Origin of the sequence: Campylobacter coli (genome assembly GCA_039516895.1) — a bacterium.
Lineage (GTDB): Bacteria > Campylobacterota > Campylobacteria > Campylobacterales > Campylobacteraceae > Campylobacter_D > Campylobacter_D coli_B.
Genome location: CP154437.1, coordinates 837,360 through 856,931, shown reverse-complemented (window position 1 = coordinate 856,931; position 19,572 = coordinate 837,360). Strand labels below are relative to the sequence as shown.

The window sequence follows — 19,572 nt, the reverse complement described above, 5'->3', positions numbered from 1 at the left end:
TTTTTACTAATTTTTTAAAAAACAATTGATTATTTTCTTTTGTTTTGATATAATTAATAATTATTTAATACTAAAATAATAAGGATAAAATATGAAAAAAATTATTACACTAGGTGCTTTATTTGCATTAAGTCTTTGCGCTAAAGATATAGAAATCAAAGATGCATTTATAAAACAAACTCCGCCTAATGCTGTTAACAGTGCTATATTTCTTACCATTGTTAATAATACCGATAAAGACATCTCTTTAATAGATGCAAAAACTGATATAAATCAAGTTAGCGAATTGCATACTCATGCTCATAAACACGGCATGAAAGCTATGATACAAATTCCAGAAATACCTGTTAAAGCACATTCTAGTACCGAGTTAAAACCTGGGGGTTATCATATCATGCTTTTTAAACTTAATCAACCTGTTGATAAAAATACCAAAGCAAATTTAACTTTAATTTTTGACAACAATCAAAGTTTAGAAGTCCGCGATATAGGATCAAAAGAGTTATAGATAATGAAAAAAGTATTTTTTATTTTGGCCTCAGGCCTATCTCTTTTAATTCTTTATATCATATTTGATTTTTATGTTTTAAAAGATAGAACGACATTAAATCAAACTGATGATTTATCGCCTTTAAGCTGTGATTTAAATATTGAAAATTGCGCTTATAATTTTAAAAATAGAGAGGTTTTAGTTTCCATGGATCCAAAGCCTCTTCAATCTTTAGAAATTACAAATTTAAAAATTAAAAATTTAGGAAATTATAAAAATTTAAAAATTAAAATTTATGGTTTAAATATGTTTATGGGAGATATAATGCCTAAAGTCAATAAAATTAATGAAACAGACTATGAGTCAAAATTAGTTTTAGCTGCATGTGTTCTTGAGGTTATGCGTTTTAGAGCTGAAGTTTTTGAAGATGATAAGCCTATAGGTTTTCATTTTGATTTCGATCTAAAAAGATGAAAAAAGTTTTTTTATTTGTGATCGCCCTTGTTGCGATAGGTATACTAGCTTTTTGTTTTGCAAATAAAAACCAATACGACTTTAATCTAAGATCTGCTTTTAAAGAGCAAACCACTTTGGAAGACTTTAAAGGTAAGAAGCTTATAGTTTATTTTGGTTATACTTTTTGTCCCGATATTTGCCCCTCTACCCTCTCTTTGATCGGCAAGAATTTAAGTTCCCTTAAAGACCCAAGAGCTCATGTTCTTTTTATTTCTTTGGATATTTCTAGAGATGGTAATGTAACTTCAACTAATGAATGGTTAAGGTATTTTTATCCTAGTGCAGATGCTCTTATTGCAAAAAATGATAGTGTTTTAAAGAAAGTAGCTAAAAATTATGGGGTTCAATATCAAAAAATAGATATTAACGATTCTGTGATGAAATATTCTGTTGCACATAGCAGTGAAATTTTTCTTATCGATGAAAACGGAAAGTTACAAAAAATCATTAGAGATTTAAATCCTGAAGAAGTCGCAAAAGAGCTTAAAAATTTTCTAAGCTCTAAGTAAAATTTTTAAGCAAAAAGATCGGTTGAAAGATATCTTTCAGCTGTATCATTTAGCACAGTAAGAATTTTTTTATCTGGGAATTTTTTAGCCAAAACACTTGCTGCAAATACATTTGCACCACTTGAAATTCCTACCATAAGTCCGTTTTTAGCGAGCTCTTTAGCTGTGTTTATAGCATCTTCATTGCTAACTGTAATGATTTCATCTATAACATCTTTATTTAAGATAGCAGGGATAAAATTTGCACCTATACCTTGTATCTTATGACTTCCAGCTTCACCCTTGCTAAGTAATGGAGAAGCTAAAGGTTCTACGGCAACGATATGAATTTTTTCCAATTTTTCTTTTAAAACTTCACCAACTCCACTGATGGTTCCACCTGTTCCAAAGCCCGCTACAAAAATATCAAGATCATTATCTAAATCTTTTAATATTTCCAAAGCAGTGGTCTTACGGTGTGCATTTTTATTTGCTAAATTTTCAAACTGCGATGGCATAAAAGAATTTGGAGTATTTTTTAAAATTTCATTAGCTTTATCCACTGCGCCTTTCATGCCCAAACTTGCAGGTGTTAATTCAAGTTTTGCTCCAAAAAGAGTCATCATTTTGCGTCTTTCTATGCTCATAGATTCTGGCATAGTAGCGACAAATTGAAGTCCTAGATCTGCACAGATCATTGCCAATGCAATACCCGTATTTCCACTTGTAGCTTCGACTATAACAGTCTTAGAATCGATTTTACCCTCATCTAAAGCGCTTTGAATCATTGCAAAAGCCGCTCTATCTTTGATTGAATGACTTGGATTTAAAAATTCGCATTTGGCAAAAAGATTTGCACCAAATTTCTCTAATTGTATTATAGGAGTATTGCCTATAAGTTCATTTACTTTTTTATAAACTCTCATAAAACCAACCTTTCAAAAATTTAGTTTCAAGTAAGTTTATAAAAATAAAGTAAATAAAGGATATAAATTGTCGGATTAATTTAAAAATTTTATTCGTTAAGGCTAGAAAAGCTTCTAGCCCTAATATTATTTTTTCTTTTTAGCTTTTGCAACAGCGTCTTTAAGGTTTTTACCCACTTTAAATTTAGCAACTCTAGTTGCAGGAACCTTAATGGTTTTACCAGTGCTTGGTACTCTTGCTTCTCTTGCAGCTCTTTCGGCTGTTGAGAAAGTACCAAAACCTATAAAGCTAACGCTATCACCTTTAGCCAATACATCAGTGATAGTAGAAATAACTGCGTCAGTAGCAGCAGTAGCATCTTTTTTTGTTAGCCCAGCGGTTTGAGCAACTTGCGAAATGAAATCTGCTTTAGTCATAAAAGCTCCTTTGTTTTATATTGAAACGCCTAATTCTAGCATATTTAGAAAACAATATCAAGTAAAAACAAGTTTTTTTAGGATTTTTTTTGCATTTTATAACGCTCAAATTCCCCACTATTGTCAATTTCATTGCCTATTTTTTCATATAAACTATAATAGAATTGAACAAATTCTTTGCATTCAGAATGAAGAGGCATAAAAATATCATTTTCTAAAATACAAAAACGATTTAAAAATTCTTTAGCATCAAGCTTTAAAGCATAATGCTTGGCTAAATCGTGGTAATTTTTTAAAGTTGCATCCTTAAATTTTTCATAATAATCTAGATTGAAATTAACATTTAATTTATTATTTTCAAATCTCAAAACTCCACTTTGAAACAATAGTGATAAATGAATAAGTCCCTCTGTATAATAAGGCTTAACCTCTTCCACTCTTTGCCAAGCTATCAAAGATACAGCTCTTTTAATAAGCTCATGAAAAACAGGTAATTTTAAATCCTCTTGTTCATGATAAAAGAAGTTAACAAGTCCACCACTTGTTGCCTTGTATTCTTCGATATTTTTAAAAAAGCCACTTTGATTCATAAGTTTTTCACTGTCTTTAGCGGTAAAAAATATATGACCAAATTCATGGCCTATAGTTGAAACCTCATAAACCCTTTTCCAAACTTTTTCTTTGAAAAATAAAATATCTCTTCCATAGTTCAAAAAATCTTTATCAAAAATTTCACTAGCAATTCTCATAAAAGGTTTTGTTTTTGCATTTTCATAAACGAAATTTAAAAAAGCAAAGATTTTTTTTCCTGCGATAGAACTTACAGATTCATCATTAGGAACAACTTGTGCAGAAAATAAACCCTTAAGTTCAGCTCCATAATAAATCATCGGTGCACAAATATAAAGCTGTGTTTTATCGATATTATGCAAAACCTCACTTTTGAGTTGCTCATCTTGAATACCAATATTTTCATATACACGCATAAAACTTTGTTTAATCTCTTTTGAAAATTTTAAGGTATCAAAATCACTCTCATCTTCTATTCTTATATCCCACTCCAAAGCTACAGCATGAGTGTAACTATCTTCATAATATTCTAAAGGATGTCCTACTTGCAATGGAGATTTGACTTTCATCCATGCAAATTCAGCTTCTTGCCATGCCCCTATAACCTTTTTTTCCTCCTTTTCGCAAAAAGCTAATTTTAACTTTTGAAAATATTCTATATAAGCTAGCTCGTCTTCATTTTTAGCTATTTGTTTTAATTTATCAATCATATCATCAAAAGCAAATTCGAGTTTTAAAATTTCATTTTCAAAAAATCTTGCATAAGGAACAAATTTCCATATATTTCCTATTCTTACCAAAACGCCGTAGCTTCTCTCGCAAATATCACCCTTTGGAGTTGTTTGATAGAGTTGATTTTTTCGTAAAAATTCCATTGCATCGTCTAAATTTGGAAATTGGGTTGCTAAAATTTTATTGTTTTTTTCTATAATCTCTTTAGTCCATGAAACTTCAAAAGCATTGATGACTAAGCCTATATTATGCACTCCTTGAATAAGATTTTGATAAAAATCATTTACAATTTTTCTTTCTTTGAGCTCATTAATTAGCTCTTGATGTTCTTTTTCATAAAATTTTCTTATCTCCTCATAGAATTTATGTTTAAGTTCAGTGATTTTTTCTTCTTTAAAATTATTTTTTTTCCACTCTTGTATTAAATTTTCTTCTTTAAGATCAACTAAGCGTCTTAATATAGCCAAAAGAGTTGTCTTGTCTCTTTTTAGCTCACTAAGAGCCAAAAGTCTCTCAAAATACTCATCCCATTGCTCAGAATCTAAAAGATTATAAAAAAGATTGATATTTTCCTTACGATTTCTTACAAGTTTTGCTAATTCTTTGAAATTATTCATACTTTTGTTCTCCTTTTTAACTTTATTAAATTATAATTCATTTTTTAAAATAAGGAGTAAAAAATGAGAAATATGGGAGAACCAAAATTAAAAATTGTCGCAATGCCAAGCGATACCAATCCTGCAGGTAATATTTTTGGTGGATGGATACTTTCGCAAATTGATTTAGCAGGAGCAATAGCAGCTAGAGAACTTTCTCCTGAGCGCGTCGTAACTATATCTATGGATAAAGTAGTTTTTAAAGAACCTGTTTTTATAGGCGATATTATTTCTTGTTATTCTAAAATTGTCAGTGTAGGAAAGACTTCCATAGGCGTAGAAGTAGAAGTTACTGCTCAAAGGGTAGATTCACAAGGCTGCACTTCTTGTATCAATGTAACCTCTGCCTTAGTTACTTATGTTAGTGTTACAAGAGAGGGAAAGAAAAAACCTATTAGTGAAGAATTGAAGAAAATTCATGGATTTGTAAATACTCAAGCTTAATTTTTTGTATGATAAAAACTTTATCCTTTTAAGCTTATCAGCATTTGTTTAAACCGCCGCTATTATATTTTTTATCTAAACATTCCTTGAAAAATTCTCCTCTAGTTTTTGGGGTTTTTTCAGGATGTTTATGTTTCATGTGTTCTAGATACTTATCATAACTCGAAAGTCCCACTAAGGGATGAAAAAACCTTTCGGCTTTTTCATAGTAATGTTTAAACTTTTTGAAATTCATTAAGTTTAATATATTTAGTTTCTTTTAGTGGAATTTTAATCTTACCTAGGCAAATTCCTATGCAAGAGAGTATGACAAGTAATGTTGCTAACATGAAAAATACGCAAAGAATTGCATTGATTAAATTTCCAATTTTGCTTTGAGTGGCTATAGAAATTTCTTTTTCAATTGCTGCAATTTCATTTTCATCTTTAGCATTGTTTAATTTCAATTCCAAATCTTGAATTTTTTGACTTTGTATAGTAACTGCTGCCACATGGCTTACAGCATTTCCTACTTTATTCCCTTCTTCATAAGGCATAATTTTTTGTATTCCTCCATATAAAGTTGCTACTAAAACAAATGTAGCAGGAACCAAAGTTACCCAAGTATATTTCGCCTTGCCCATTTTTACAAGTATGGTTGTAGCAAGAAGTAAAGCCATACCTGCAAGCATTTGATTGCTTACACCAAAAAGAGGCCAAAGAGTATAAATACCACCTTTAGGATCAATCGCACCTTGATAAAGGAAATATCCCCATCCTGCAACACTTAATGCAGTTGCTAAAAGTCCAGCTGGATAATTGTGAATATTTCCTAAAGGTTTATAAACGTTACCTAGTATGTCTTGCACCATAAAACGACAAGCTCTAGTTCCAGCATCCACAGCTGTTAAGATAAATAAAGCTTCAAACAATATAGCAAAATGATACCAAAAAGCCATTAGATCAATACCACCAAAAAGCTCATGTAAAATCAAAGCTACACCTATAGCAAAAGTCGGAGCTCCACCTGTTCTAGAAAGTATAGTGTATTCTCCTATATTTGTAGTTAAAGTAGAAATTTCTTCAGGAGTGATGCTAAATCCCCAGCTTGAAATAGCTTGTGCAGCACTTACAACATCAGATCCTATTAAAGCAGAACTTGAATTTATAGCAAAATAAAGTCCAGGATGCAAGATACAAGCACAAATTAAAGCCATAACCGCTACAGCACTTTCTGCAAGCATAGAACCGTATCCAACAGGTAGGGCATGAGTTTCATTTTCAAGCATTTTTGGAGTAGTTCCACTTGAAATAAGGGCATGGAAGCCACTAATAGCGCCACAAGCAATAGTTATAAACAAAAATGGAAAAATAGCACCCGCAAATACAGGACCTGTTCCATCAAAATACTGAGTATTAGTTTTTGGCATTTGTAAATCAGGTGCAACAATAATAATAGCTACAGCCATCACAACAATAACACCAATCTTTAAGAAAGTAGAAAGATAATCTCTTGGAGCCAATAAAAACCATACAGGTAAAACAGCTGCTATAAAACCATAAGCCATCATGATAATCGCTAAAGTTGGAGCTTCTAGGGTAAATATTTTTGCCCAATAAGGATCAGCGGCTATAACACTACCATAATGAATTGCTAAGATTAAAAGCACAAAACCTATAACCGAAGCCTCACCTACTCTACCTGGACGAATAAAACGCATATAGACTCCCATAAAAATTGCTATAGGAATAGTCATTGCGATTGTAAATAATCCCCAAGGCGATTCTGCTAGAGCTTTTACCACCACCATAGCCAAAATAGCGATAATAATGAGCATAATACCAAAGATTGCTACCATAGCAACACCTCCAGTAAAACTACCCATTTCATCTTTGATTATTTCACCTAAGCTTCTACCCCTTCTACGAGTAGATATAAAAAGCACAACAAAGTCATGAACTGCACCTGCTAAAACACCTCCTACTAAAATCCAAAGCATAGAAGGCAAATATCCCATCTGAGCAGCTAGAATAGGACCTACTAAAGGACCAGCACCTGCAATAGCAGCAAAATGATGTCCAAACAAAACCGTTCTATTTGTAGGAACAAAATCGCGTCCATCATTTTCTAAAACCGCAGGTGTAGCACGATTTTTATCAAGTTCTAAAACCTTATATGCTACAAAGCGTCCATAAAATCTATATCCTATTATATAGATACACACAGCAGCAACCACTAAATAAATTGCTGACACACTTTCGCCATTTTGTAGAGCCAAGTGAGCAAAACAAATAGCGCCTAAAACTGCAACAAACAGCCATAAAATTTTAGTTCCAAAACGAGCCATAGTTCTCCTAAAATAATAAAAATATTTCAAAGGATACCAAATTTATAAACAAACAAAACAAAATATTTGTTTAGTTTATTTACATCTTAGAAAAAAATATTCTTTTTGTTTCTTTAAGTGACATTTTTCAAAAAAAATAAAAATACAATCTATATTACTTTTTATAATTATTTTAATATTGATCTGATTAAAATAAGTTTTATTGTTTAGGATCAAAATATTTATATAATATTGCTTGATTTTATTTTTTATTATTAAAAATATCTTTTATTGTTTTAAGTAAATTATTGAAAACAAGAAAATTATAGAACTACCAATATAGATAGTTCTGATTCATTTTGTATTAAGATAGAATATTCTCAAAAAAATATAGTTAAATAAAAAGAGAATTTACACTTTCATTGTGGTAAACACGGCGTATTACTTCAGCAAATACAGGAGCTACGCTCAAAACTTTTATATTGGGCAATTGTTCTCTTAAAGGAATAGTATCGGTAACTACAAGCTCATCAAGTGCTCCTGAAGCAATTCTTTCATAAGCTTTACCACTTAAAACAGCATGCGTGCAACAAGCCATAACAGATTTTGCACCTTTATTTTTTAAAGCTTCAGCGGCCTTTACAATAGTACCTGCAGTATCAATAATATCATCAACTAAGATCACTTCTTTATCCTTGACATCTCCGATAATATTCATGACTTCACTCTCATTAGCCTTTTCGCGTCTTTTATCTACTATAACTATATCAAGTCCTAAATTTTTAGCTACACTTCTAGCTCTTGCTACTCCACCTATGTCAGGACTTCCAACAATAGCATTTTTAAAATGCTTGGTTTTAATATAGTCATTAAACACTATACTTCCATAAAGATTATCAACTGGTATATCAAAAAAACCTTGAATTTGTCCGGCATGTAAATCGATAGTAGCTACACGATCAATCCCTGCTGCTTCAATCAAATTAGCAACGAGTTTTGCAGTAATAGGTACTCTTGGGTTTGCCTTCCTATCTTGTCTTGCATAGCCAAAATAAGGAATAATAGCTGTAATAGAATTTGCACTTGAGCGTCGTAAAGCATCTGTTAAGATTAAAAGCTCCATCAAATTATCATTAGTAGGCACACAGGTACTTTGGATAATAAAAACATCTTTGCCACGTACACTTTCATCAATTTGAACGCTAATTTCTCCATCGCTAAAACGCTTTACTCCAGCATCGCTTAAGGGCAAAGAAAGATATTTAGAAATTTGTTTCGCAAATTCTACATTAGCCGAACCTGAAAAAATTTTATAACCGCGCATAAAAGACCTTTTATGAATAATATTAAAATAAGATTTTAATAAAATAAAATTTAAAAAATGCTGTAAATTTTCAAACTCTTAGATTAAAATACATATTTTTTACGAAACATAAGCGGTTTTTTTAGCATAATATCTTACAAGCATAGACAATGAAAAACATATAGCAAAATAAATAAGAGCGACAAAACCTATAGTGGCTAAAATTTCATCAAAACTCGTAAGTCTAGCTAAGATATTTTTAGAATTATAAGTAAGCTCTGCTATTTGTAAGCCTGCTAAATAAGCTGTATCCTTTACAGTAGTCACAATCTGAGAAAGCAAAGATGGAACAACTTTTCTAAAAGTTTGAGGCAAGATAATATAAAAAAGAGTAAAAAATTTACCAAACCCTTGAGAATAAGCTGCTTCAAATTGTCCTTTTGGAATAGAATTTAAACCACCACGTATAATTTCAGCCATAACAGAACTTGTATATAATGAAAATCCTATAGTTCCCCAAAAAGCTTGTGGCATTTGTGGAAAAAATGAAGGTAAAACAAAACAAGCAGCAAGCATCCATAAAAGCAATGGAGTATTCCTAAAAATATCAATATAGCAAGTTGCTAAAAATCTACTGAATCTATCCCCATAATTTTTAGTAATAGCTAAAAAAGTCCCAAAAACGATAGATATGATACAAGTTGCCAAGGCAATTTTAAGGGTAAGAGCTAGACCTTGCATTAAAAATTCAATATTTTGAGCATTAAAAACATTTTCCATACCAAACCCCTTATCTTGTTAAATGAGCTTTTTTAAGCTTGTCTTCATAAACTTTTGCAAAATACGCCAAAGGATAACAAATGATAAAATACAAAATTGCCGCAAAAATATATGCAGGAGCATAGTTTCCATAATCAGCAGCATAACTATCTGCAGAATGCATAAGTTCTGCTCCACCTATAATTAACAATACAGAAGTATTTTTAATCAAATTTACCATTTGATTTGTCATCGGTGGTAGGATTATTTTTATAGTTTGTGGAACTATAATATATCGCATCTGCTGAATATAAGTAAAACCTTGAGAGCTTGAAGCTTCAAATTGTCCCCTAGGAACAGATAAAATTCCACTTCTTACAACCTCACTTACATAAGCACCATGATAAGCACCTATACCCAAAACACCGATGGTAAAAATATCAAGATGGATTCCCAAGCCTGGTAAAGCAAAATACAAAAAGAAAATTTGTATCACCAAGGGAATATTTTGAAAAAGTTCAACATACACTCGAGTGTAGGCTCTTAGGATTTTAATTTTACTTGTAGCCATTACACCGCCTATAGTTCCAAAAACAATTGCTATAAGCAAAGCAAGAATACTCACTTCTAAAGTATAAATAAAACCGCTAATAAAAGCATCTCCATTATCCAAAGCGTCTACAAATTTCCAAATCGCAAAAGGATTTGTACTACTTTCATCATATAAACCCCAAGAACTAAGGAGTTGCCTTAATTTATCCACAAAGCCTACACTCTCATTCATTTTATAAACCCCATTTTTTAGCTAAAGCGTCGATTTCAGTTTTGTTTTGTTTTACAAATTCGTCAATATAATTTGAAAAATTTACATCATCTTTTTTTGTAACTATGCCATAGCTTTGAGGATCAAAACTATCAGGTAAAATTTCATTATTTTCATCTTTGTAGCCTAGCAAAATAGATTTATCAACTGAAAATGCGTCAATTCTTTTTGCATCCAGAGCTGCTTTTATACTAGGATAATCAGGAAATTCGCTGAATTTTACTTTAACGCCTATTTTTTTAGCTGCAGTATTGATAACTTTTTTAGTAGTTGCTGCTTGAGCTACACCTATAGTAGCACCATTCATATCTGCTAAAGATTTATAATTTTTCTCTTTTAAAACTAAAAGCCCTACAGCATCTTGATAATAAGGCTCTGAAAAATTATACACTCTTTTTCTCTCTGGAGTGATAGTGAAAGTTGCTATAACCGCATCAACACTACCATTATCAAGTAATGGACCTCTTGTTTTAGCATTTACCGCTACAAGTTTGATTTTCTTCTCATCTCCTAAAATACTTTTAGCAAGCATTTTAGCAACATCAACCTCAAAGCCTTTAATTTCACCCGTAGCTTGATCAAGTAGAGCATAGTGTGGCACATCATTTTTTACACCTACAACTAACTCTCCTTTGGCTTTAATAGCTTCGAGTTTTCCTTCAGCTGCATTTGCACTAGTAAAAGCCATACAAGCTCCTAAAGCAAGTGCTGCTAATTTCAATAAAGAATTTCTAAAAACCATATTATTTCTCCTTTCAAAATTTGGTTTAATTTTTAAGAATTTTTCCCAAAAAGAGTCTTGCTCTTTCGGTTTTAGGATTAGAAAAAAACTCACTAGGAACATTCTCTTCTACAATAGCGCCATCTTCCATGAAGATAATTCTATCGGCAACTTCTTTAGCAAAACCCATTTCGTGAGTTACCACAACCATAGTTGTATTTCTTTGTGTAGAAATTTCTTTCATTACATCCAAAACTTCTTGTATAGTTTCAGGATCAAGTGCTGAAGTAGGCTCATCAAATAAGATGTAAGGTTTTTTAGTGCATAGCGCTCTTGCGATAGCAACACGTTGTTGTTGTCCACCCGAAAGTGTGGCTGGGTAAACATTTGCCTTATCCACAAGTCCAACCACTTTAAGATATTGATAGGCTGTTTCTTCGGCTTCTTGACGCGATTTTTTTTGAAGTTTCATAGGAGCTAAAGTTAAATTTTGTAAAACAGTCATATGAGGATAAAGATTGAAATGTTGAAAAACCATAGCACAATATTTCCTACAAATTTCAATCTTATTTTTATGATTTAAAACAAGATTGTTTACAACAACTTCGCCAGAACTCACCTCTTCAAGTCCATTCATACAACGAATAGTGGTACTTTTTCCACTTCCACTAGGACCTATAATAACAAGTTTTTCGCCTTCTTTAACGCAAAGGTTAATATTTTTAAGAACATGATGGGTTCCATAATATTTATTTACATTTCTTAACTCTATCAAAATCTTTCCTTTTTTGATTAAACTTAAAAATTAATAATAATAGGGTTTATTATATTGACAATATTATAGCATTAAAATCAAAAATTTAAGCTAAAGATAGTAACTTTATTTTAATGAAGATATAAAAAAGTGTAACTTTTTGTAAAATTTAAGAAAATATAATCAAATTTTTTCATAGTACACACCTCTAGGTGAAAAAATTTTTTTGAAAAATGCAGTTTCAGGAATCAAATCAGCATTGCCCACATATAACCTGCCATTATCAGCTAAAATTTGATAAAAACGCTCCATGAGTTTAATTTTAGAATCATAATCAAAGTAAATCATCATATTTCTAGAAGCGATAATATCAAATTTTCCAAGCCTTAAAAATTTATCTTCAAAAACATTACACAGTTCAAATCTACATGTGCAAAGTTCGCTTTTATTGATACTAAATGTTTGGTCTCCAATATCTGTGAAAAATCTTCTTTTTTCGCTTTCACTTAGACGTTGTAAAGTTCTACCTTGATATTTACCCGCTTTTGCTTTTTCGATTACGCTTGAATTTATATCAATACCTAAAATCATCATATCTTTAAGGAAATTCTGAGCTCCTAAAATCGCCATAGAATACACCTCTTCACCGCTAGAACAAGGAGCGCTTAAAATATTTACTGTTTTTTCGAGGCTTTTAGCATAATAAATAATCTCTTTTAATTGCGACAATTCTCTTAAAAAATATGTTTCTCCTATGGTAACAAAATCTAAAGTATCTTGCCTAAGTTGTCTATTGATTCGAAGCTTGCTTAAAAATTCAGCAAAAGTTTTTACACCTGCATTTGAAACAAATTTTGATAATTTTAAAGCTAAAATATTTCTTTTTTCATTTAAATCTATACCACTAATTTCATTAACAATCTTGATAAATTCATTAAGTTCTAATTCACTAGGATTAATTTTTTCTTCCATAAATTCAAACCCTCATTCTTCATTTATAAAATTTAAAATTTCTTGTTTAATTTCTTTTAAACTCATAGGCCTTAATTTTGGATTTATGTCTTTTGCTCTTTTTGGCATACCATATACAATACTATCAGCCTCATTTTCACACAAACATTTTACCCCTACCTTATATAATTCAAACAACCCTTTAGCCCCATCATCTCCCATTCCTGTTAGTATTACAGCTAAAATTTTATTTGTCTTTATCAAAGGCACAGCCGAGTGAAATAACAAATCCACATTCGGTTTAAAGCTTGTAGCAACTTCTTTCCAATTTGCCATAAGATTTAAATTTCCTGATAAAATAGTATTTTTTTGGCAAATATAAATTTTATTTGTCAAAACTTCTTTATCGTTTAAAAGACTTACTTCGCTTAAGGCTTCTTTATTAAACTGATTTACAAAAGAAGGTATAAAACTTGCACTCATATGCTGAGCTATAACTACGCAAGTATTTTTTATATCCACATCTTTTAATAAAAACTTCAGTTGATTGGGGCCTCCGGTGGATGATCCTATCAATAGGAGTTTCATTTAATTTTCCCTCTATTTGTTAAAATGGATTAAAATTCTTAAAATATATATTGTAACATATATACAAAAAATAAAGCTTAGTTTTAAATTTATTTTGAAAACAAAAAGCTTTTTTTATGATTTGTTATGTTAATATAGACGCTTTAATTTTTAAAATTGTGGAATTTTTATGCTTAGAGAAAAAATTTATATTGCTAGCGATCATGCAGGTTTTATGCTTAAAGAAAAAATTTGTGCTTTTCTTCAAGAAAAGCAAATTCCTTTTGATGATCTTGGAACAAATAATCCTACAAGTTGTGATTATCCAGATTATGCACATTTGTTAGCCTCCAAAATAGATGAACAAAGTTTTGGGATTTTAATTTGCGGCTCTGGGATAGGAATTTCTATAGCTGCCAATCGTCATAAAAATATTCGCTGTGCCTTATGCAATGAAAGCTTGAGTGCTAAACTTGCTAGAAAGCATAACGATGCAAATGTTTTGGCTTTTGGGGGCAGATTGATTGGCATTGATGCGGCTATTGATATGATAGAAAATTTTATTCAAACACCTTTTGATCAAGGTAGACATGTAAAAAGAATTCAAAAAATTGAGGTAGATTGTTAATGTTTGCAAATTGGCTTATTTTTACTGCACTTATTTGTGCTACTATTTATTTGGTTGTTATGTTGTTTTATTATAAAACCCTACTCAATAAAGAAAAAACTTCAAAAGATTTTATAAAAAATAATCTTGATGATACTGAAATAGTCATTAGAAAACTCCAAATTCAACTTCAACGTAGCCTTGGAAATATCGATATTTTAACCGAAGAGCTAAATAAAATAAAAGCGGATTTAACTTCTTTAAGAACAAGAAATTCACAATACCGTTTAGAAAATGATAAACTAAGACAAAGAATTAAAGAGTTAGAAGCAAAAATTGAGGCATTATTATGACAAAACTTACACAAAACGAACAACAATTTTTATCAGAAAGCATACGCGTTATTCCAAATTTTCCAAAAGAAGGTATCATTTTTAGAGATATTACAACCCTACTTAATAATCAAAAAGCCCTATCTTTTCTACTGGATCATTTAAGTAAGCGTTATCAAAGTATGAATTTAGATTTTATAGCAGGAACTGAGAGTAGAGGTTTTATTTTCGCAGCAATGATTTGCGCTAAATTAAATTTACCTTTTGTTCCTATACGCAAACCCAACAAACTTCCTTCCAATACCTATTCTTGCGAATATGAGCTTGAGTATGGGACAGATAGAGTAGAAATTCATCAAGATGCATTTAGAAATATAAAAAATGCAAAAATTTTACTTGTAGATGATCTTATAGCTACAGGTGGGACAGCACTTGCTTCTTTTGAGCTTATTAAAAAAGCAGGAGGAGAATGTATCGAGGCTTGTTTTTTAATGAATTTGAAAAACTTAGGCGGTGAAGAAAAATTACAAAAGCATTGTTCTGTATATAGCGTTTTAGAATTTTAGGAGGGTGTGATGAGAAAATGGTTTAAATTTTTTATCTTTATCGTCTTAATTGCTCTAATAATCTATGTGATTCATGGTTTGGTTAAAAATGACTTTTCTTTGGAAGAATTTATTATAAGAATTTGGAACGAGCATGTTGAAACTTGGGGTTACTTGATACTTTTTTGCTGGAGTATTTTAGAAGGCGAGCTTGGACTTATTTTTGCTGGACTTGCAGCCCATGATGGAAAAATGCATGTAGTATTAGCTATATTTATAGCTGGATTGGGCGGCTTTGTTGGGGATCAAATTTATTTTTATATAGGAAGATATAATAAACGCTATATCCAAAAGAAACTCCGTTCACAAAGACGCAAATTTGCCGTAGCCCACTTGCTTTTGCAACGTTTTGGCTGGCCTATTATTTTTATACAACGCTATATGTATGGTTTTAGAACTGTAATCCCTATGAGCATAGGTATTACGCGTTATAGCGCTAAAAAATTTGCTATTATCAATCTTCTTAGTGCTTGGGTTTGGGCTGCTATTACCATACTTTTAGCTTGGCATTTTGGTAATTTAATCCAGAATTTTTTAACCTGGGCTAAAAATCATTGGTATTTAGCTGCCATTATGATAATATGCTTTTTATCTTTACTTGTTTTCACCTTTAAACAAATTGAAAAAGCTATACTTAAAGAAAAAAGGAAAAAAAATGATATTTGAATTAAGCGATAAAAAAATTCATAGTATAAAAGCAGATTTTGAACTTGTTTTTATACAAGATAAAAATTTAAAACCATTCGCAAACGAAAAAGATTTTTTTAAATTAAGCAACTATACAGGCGAGGGAAATTTACTCGATTTAAATAATAAAAGATTATTTATAGAGCTTAAAAGTTTAAATTATGAGGATATAAGATTAGCACTTTATACGGCTTATAAAAATTTAGAAAAATTAAATATTAAAAGTGTAAAACTTCCTAGTATATTAGGTGATTGCGTTGTAAGAAGTTTTGCTTCTTTAGTTGAGGGTGTACTTTTTGGAGCTTATAAATTTGACAAATACCAAAGCGAAAAAAAAGAAAGCACTTTGAAAAAAATTATAATCTCTACTGAAGAACTAAATGCTAAAAAATTTAATCTTGATGAAGCAAAAATAGGTCTTTTGCGTGGTGAAATTCTAGCTAATGCGACAAATTTTACCAAAGATATAGTCAACGAAATTCCTGAAATTTACACTCCTTTAAAAATGGTAGAAGATGCTCAAAATTTAGCTAAAGAAAATAAAAATATTACATGCAAAATTTATGATGAAAAATTTCTTGCTAAAGAGAAAATGAATGCATTCTTAGCTGTTAATCGTGCTTCTGCTCATCCACCGCGTCTGATCCATCTTAGCTACAAAGCTAAGAATGCTAAAAAGCGTGTAGTATTTGTAGGCAAAGGTTTAACCTACGATAGTGGTGGTTTAAGTTTAAAACCTGCCGATTATATGCTTACTATGAAAGCAGACAAAAGCGGAGCTGCAGCTGCGATGGGGATTATCAAAGCGGTTGCTGAACTTGCTTTAGAACTAGAAGTACATTGTATCTTAGGTGCAACTGAAAATATGATAGGCGGAAACGCTTATAAGCCAGATGATGTTTTAATTTCACGCGAAGGTGTAAGCATAGAAGTTAGAAATACCGATGCTGAAGGGCGTTTGGTTTTAGCTGATTGTTTATCTTATGCTCAAGATTTAAAACCTGATTTGCTTATTGATATGGCAACTCTTACAGGAGCTTGCGTTGTAGGTCTTGGGGAATTTACAAGTGGTATTATGGGAAATAATGAAGAATTACAAAACGAATTTTATTTAAGCTCTAAAAAAAGCGGAGAATATGCGACTATCTTGCACTTTAACCCATACTTAAAAGAGCTTATAAAATCTAATATCGCAGATGTTAGCAATACTGCTTCTAGTCGCTATGGTGGTGCGATTACAGCTGGATTATTTTTAGATAAATTCATACGCAAAGAATACAAAGATAAATGGCTCCATCTTGACATAGCAGGACCTGCTTACACGGAAAAATCTTGGGGCTATAATAGCTTTGGTGCCGGTGGAGCAGGAGTTAGAATGTGTGTTAATTTTTTAATTCATCTTTTAAGGAAAAATAAATGAGTTTAAGCGTCGGTATAGTAGGTCTTCCAAATGTTGGAAAGTCAACCACTTTTAATGCCTTAACCAAGGCACAAAATGCCCAAAGTGCAAATTATCCCTTTTGCACCATAGAACCTAATAAGGCTATGGTTGAAGTTCCTGATCTAAGACTAAATGAACTTGCCAAAATTGTAAAGCCTGAAAGAATTATGCATTCTTTGATAGAATTTGTAGATATTGCAGGACTTGTAAAAGGTGCGAGCAAGGGTGAAGGATTAGGAAATAAGTTTCTTTCCAATATACGCGAAACAGAAGTAATTTTACACATTGTGCGATGTTTTGATGAAGAAAATATTACTCATGTTGAAGGAGGTGTTGATCCTTTAAGGGATGTTGAGATTATCAATACAGAGCTTATTTTAGCAGATATAGAACAGCTTGGTAAAAAAATAGAAAAACTCAATAAAGAAGCTAGAGCAAACACAAAAGGTGCAAAAGAAAGTCTTGAGATGGCAAATTCTTTACTTGAACATTTAAATAAAGGTCTTCCAGCTAGCACCTACTCACAAAAAGAAGATGAGATTTTTCAAGCTTTAAATAAAGAATTAAGACTACTTTCTGCTAAAGAAGTGATTTATGGAGCAAATGTTGATGAAAATGGCATTGGCGAAGATAATGAGTATGTAAAAATCTTAAAAGACTATGCCAATAAAAACAATCATGAGGTCATCAAGCTTTGCGCCAAGATAGAAGAGGAATTGGTCGGCTTAAGCGATGAGGAAAGTGCTGAATTCCTAAGCTCTTTAGGTGTAAATGAAAGCGGACTTGATCAAATCATACGCACTGCTTTTTCTAAACTTGGACTGATAAGCTATTTTACAGCAGGAGTTTTAGAAGTGCGCTCTTGGACGATTAAGAAAGGTTGGAAAGCTCCAAAAGCTGCAAGCGTGATTCATAATGATTTTGAAAAAGGCTTTATCAAAGCAGAAGTGATTTCTTACGAAGATTTTATCGCTTATAAAGGAGAGAATGGTGCCAAAGAAGCAGGAAAACTGCGTCTTGAAGGAAAAGATTATATCGTTTTAGATGGCGATGTGATGCACTTTAGATTTAATGTTTAGGCAAACTAGCCTAAACTTTTAAGAAATCTTTCTAAAATTTGAATTTGTTTTTCTACACTAGCAACAGAGCTTGAACCCTCGCTTTGTTTAGAATTTAAAGAATTTTCAAAATCAAGCAATTTCATTGCTTTATCATCAAAAATAGGATCTATTTTTGAAAGATCTTCAATATCGCTTATATCAATCCCTTGTTTTTCAGCTTGCGCAACTACATTGCCTACTATAAAATGCGCTTTTCTAAAGGGAATATTTTTCTCTCGAACCAAATAATCTGCCAAATCCGTAGCTAGCAAATGTCCTTTTTTACAAGATTTTAACATATTTTCTTTATTGATTTTCACTTCTTTTAACATAGCATTTAAAATAATCAAACTATCTTTTGCTGTTTTAACACTATCAAAAAGCCCTTCTTTATCTTCTTGCATGTCTTTATTATAAGCTAAAGGAAGTGCTTTCATAATCGTTAAAAGAGAAATCAAATTTCCATAAACACGCCCTGTTTTTCCACGTATAAGCTCGCAAACATCAGGATTTTTTTTCTGTGGCATAATAGAGCTTCCTGTTGAAAAACTATCGCTTATAGTCAAAAATCCAAACTCTGAAGCAGAAAATAAAATCATCTCTTCGCAAAGTCTTGAGGTATGTGTAAAAATCACTGCTATATCATAAAGCAAATCGAGCGCAAAATCCCTATCGCTTACTCCATCCATAGCATTTGGCATAATGTCTTTAAAACCTAAAATTTGGGCACTAAGATTACGGTTAGTTGCATAACTAGTTCCCGCACACGCACAAGAACCTAAGGGAGAAAAATCCGCAAGCTCTAAACTATTTTGCAAACGCTTGATATCGCGCATAAACATAAAAGCATAGCTTAAAATATAAAAAGAAAAACTTATAGGTTGTGCATGCTGTAAATGCGTAAAACTTGGCATAATAGTTTTTTTGTGCATTCTAGCATGGGCAAGTAAAGTATGAATGAGATTTTTTAAAAGCATTATAAGCTCTAAATGAGATTTTTTTGTAAATAATTTAAAATCAGTTGCAACTTGATCATTACGACTACGAGCTGTGTGAAGTCTTCCTCCTATTTCACTCCCGATGAGCTCACTTAAACGCTTTTCTATAGCCATATGAATATCTTCATCTTCTATATTAAAAACAAAGCGATTTTGCTCTATCTCGATTCTAACTTGCTCCAAGCCTTTTACAATAGCCTCTAGCTCATCTTTTTTTAAGATTCCACAATTTTCAAGCATGGTAGCATGGGCGATAGAACCCTGTATATCCTCCATATACAAAGTTCTATCTATATTTAAACTTGCGTTAAATTCTTTTAAAAGCTCATTGCTTGCTTCACTAAAGCGTCCTGACCACATCTCATTTTTCATTTATACA

General features: G+C 31.5%; 23 protein-coding genes. 10 read left to right on the top strand and 13 right to left on the bottom strand.

What is annotated here, in order from left to right:
• The first annotated feature begins 91 nt into the window (after window positions 1-91).
• The 3 genes from AAID94_04260 to AAID94_04250 are packed head-to-tail and all read left to right on the top strand — an operon-like array spanning window position 92 to window position 1,515.
• Window positions 92-508 carry a copper chaperone PCu(A)C gene (locus AAID94_04260; GenBank protein XAK24734.1) on the top strand — a complete coding sequence of 139 codons (417 nt, stop codon included), beginning with the start codon at window positions 92-94 and terminating at the stop codon, window positions 506-508.
• Window positions 509-511: 3 nt separating this feature from the next.
• Window positions 512-964, top strand: a complete 453-nt coding sequence (locus AAID94_04255; protein XAK24733.1) for a hypothetical protein — start codon at window positions 512-514, stop codon at window positions 962-964.
• On the top strand, window positions 961-1,515 hold the full coding sequence (locus AAID94_04250; protein ID XAK24732.1) for an SCO family protein: 555 nt from the start codon (window positions 961-963) through the stop codon (window positions 1,513-1,515). The genes AAID94_04255 and AAID94_04250 overlap by 4 nt, the downstream gene beginning before the upstream one ends.
• Window positions 1,516-1,520: 5 nt before the next feature.
• On the opposite strand, the gene cysK is transcribed toward AAID94_04250, so the two are convergent.
• From cysK to ciaB, 3 genes are all read right to left on the bottom strand, one after another.
• On the bottom strand, window positions 1,521-2,420 hold the full coding sequence (gene cysK, locus AAID94_04245; GenBank protein XAK24731.1) for a cysteine synthase A: 900 nt from the start codon (window positions 2,418-2,420) through the stop codon (window positions 1,521-1,523).
• 126 nt (window positions 2,421-2,546) lie between these two features.
• Window positions 2,547-2,837 carry an HU family DNA-binding protein gene (locus AAID94_04240; protein XAK24730.1) on the bottom strand — a complete coding sequence of 97 codons (291 nt, stop codon included), beginning with the start codon at window positions 2,835-2,837 and terminating at the stop codon, window positions 2,547-2,549.
• Between the two features lie 77 nt (window positions 2,838-2,914).
• Window positions 2,915-4,756: an invasion protein CiaB gene (gene ciaB / locus AAID94_04235; protein ID XAK24729.1), complete on the bottom strand. Its 1,842-nt coding sequence runs from the start codon at window positions 4,754-4,756 to the stop codon at window positions 2,915-2,917.
• A 63-nt stretch (window positions 4,757-4,819) separates the two neighbouring features.
• Here ciaB and AAID94_04230 point away from each other — a divergent pair, with 63 nt between their 5' ends.
• Window positions 4,820-5,239, top strand: coding sequence for an acyl-CoA thioesterase (locus tag AAID94_04230; GenBank protein XAK24728.1), 420 nt, complete (start codon window positions 4,820-4,822; stop codon window positions 5,237-5,239).
• Between the two features lie 37 nt (window positions 5,240-5,276).
• Here AAID94_04230 and kcuS read toward each other — a convergent pair whose 3' ends face one another.
• From kcuS to AAID94_04185, 9 genes are all read right to left on the bottom strand, one after another.
• Window positions 5,277-5,474, bottom strand: coding sequence for a KCU-star family selenoprotein (gene kcuS / locus AAID94_04225; protein ID XAK24727.1), 198 nt, complete (start codon window positions 5,472-5,474; stop codon window positions 5,277-5,279).
• Window positions 5,455-7,566, bottom strand: a complete 2,112-nt coding sequence (locus AAID94_04220) for a carbon starvation CstA family protein (protein ID XAK24726.1) — start codon at window positions 7,564-7,566, stop codon at window positions 5,455-5,457. Before AAID94_04220 ends, kcuS begins: the two co-directional genes overlap by 20 nt.
• A gap of 373 nt (window positions 7,567-7,939) precedes the next feature.
• On the bottom strand, window positions 7,940-8,869 hold the full coding sequence (locus AAID94_04215; GenBank protein XAK24725.1) for a ribose-phosphate pyrophosphokinase: 930 nt from the start codon (window positions 8,867-8,869) through the stop codon (window positions 7,940-7,942).
• Between the two features lie 99 nt (window positions 8,870-8,968).
• A complete protein-coding gene (locus AAID94_04210; protein ID XAK24724.1) occupies window positions 8,969-9,628 on the bottom strand; it encodes an amino acid ABC transporter permease in 660 nt (219 codons plus the stop codon).
• A 10-nt stretch (window positions 9,629-9,638) separates the two neighbouring features.
• Window positions 9,639-10,391 carry an amino acid ABC transporter permease gene (locus AAID94_04205; protein XAK24723.1) on the bottom strand — a complete coding sequence of 251 codons (753 nt, stop codon included), beginning with the start codon at window positions 10,389-10,391 and terminating at the stop codon, window positions 9,639-9,641.
• Between the two features lies 1 nt (window position 10,392).
• A complete protein-coding gene (gene peb1A, locus AAID94_04200) occupies window positions 10,393-11,172 on the bottom strand; it encodes a bifunctional adhesin/ABC transporter aspartate/glutamate-binding protein PEB1a (GenBank protein XAK24722.1) in 780 nt (259 codons plus the stop codon).
• Window positions 11,173-11,197: 25 nt separating this feature from the next.
• On the bottom strand, window positions 11,198-11,926 hold the full coding sequence (locus tag AAID94_04195; protein XAK24721.1) for an amino acid ABC transporter ATP-binding protein: 729 nt from the start codon (window positions 11,924-11,926) through the stop codon (window positions 11,198-11,200).
• A gap of 162 nt (window positions 11,927-12,088) precedes the next feature.
• On the bottom strand, window positions 12,089-12,877 hold the full coding sequence (locus AAID94_04190) for a CheR family methyltransferase (protein XAK24720.1): 789 nt from the start codon (window positions 12,875-12,877) through the stop codon (window positions 12,089-12,091).
• Window positions 12,878-12,889: 12 nt separating this feature from the next.
• Entirely contained in the window at window positions 12,890-13,444 is a 555-nt protein-coding gene (locus tag AAID94_04185; GenBank protein ID XAK24719.1) for a chemotaxis protein CheB, read from the bottom strand.
• Window positions 13,445-13,613: 169 nt separating this feature from the next.
• On the opposite strand from AAID94_04185, the gene rpiB reads away from it, so the two are divergent.
• From rpiB to ychF, 6 genes are all read left to right on the top strand, one after another.
• Window positions 13,614-14,051, top strand: coding sequence for a ribose 5-phosphate isomerase B (gene rpiB / locus AAID94_04180; GenBank protein ID XAK24718.1), 438 nt, complete (start codon window positions 13,614-13,616; stop codon window positions 14,049-14,051).
• A complete protein-coding gene (locus AAID94_04175) occupies window positions 14,051-14,383 on the top strand; it encodes a hypothetical protein (GenBank protein XAK24717.1) in 333 nt (110 codons plus the stop codon). Before rpiB ends, AAID94_04175 begins: the two co-directional genes overlap by 1 nt.
• Entirely contained in the window at window positions 14,380-14,928 is a 549-nt protein-coding gene (apt, locus tag AAID94_04170; protein XAK24716.1) for an adenine phosphoribosyltransferase, read from the top strand. Before AAID94_04175 ends, apt begins: the two co-directional genes overlap by 4 nt.
• 99 nt (window positions 14,929-15,027) lie before the next feature.
• Window positions 15,028-15,633, top strand: a complete 606-nt coding sequence (locus AAID94_04165) for a DedA family protein (protein ID XAK24777.1) — start codon at window positions 15,028-15,030, stop codon at window positions 15,631-15,633.
• Complete coding sequence (locus AAID94_04160; GenBank protein ID XAK24715.1) at window positions 15,623-17,074, top strand: leucyl aminopeptidase; 1,452 nt, start codon at window positions 15,623-15,625, stop codon at window positions 17,072-17,074. Before AAID94_04165 ends, AAID94_04160 begins: the two co-directional genes overlap by 11 nt.
• Window positions 17,071-18,174, top strand: coding sequence for a redox-regulated ATPase YchF (gene ychF, locus AAID94_04155; GenBank protein ID XAK24714.1), 1,104 nt, complete (start codon window positions 17,071-17,073; stop codon window positions 18,172-18,174). Before AAID94_04160 ends, ychF begins: the two co-directional genes overlap by 4 nt.
• Before the next feature lie 5 nt (window positions 18,175-18,179).
• Here the strand turns inward: ychF and argH are convergent, their stop codons facing one another.
• Window positions 18,180-19,565 carry an argininosuccinate lyase gene (gene argH, locus AAID94_04150; GenBank protein XAK24713.1) on the bottom strand — a complete coding sequence of 462 codons (1,386 nt, stop codon included), beginning with the start codon at window positions 19,563-19,565 and terminating at the stop codon, window positions 18,180-18,182.
• Between the last annotated feature and the right edge of the window lie 7 nt (window positions 19,566-19,572).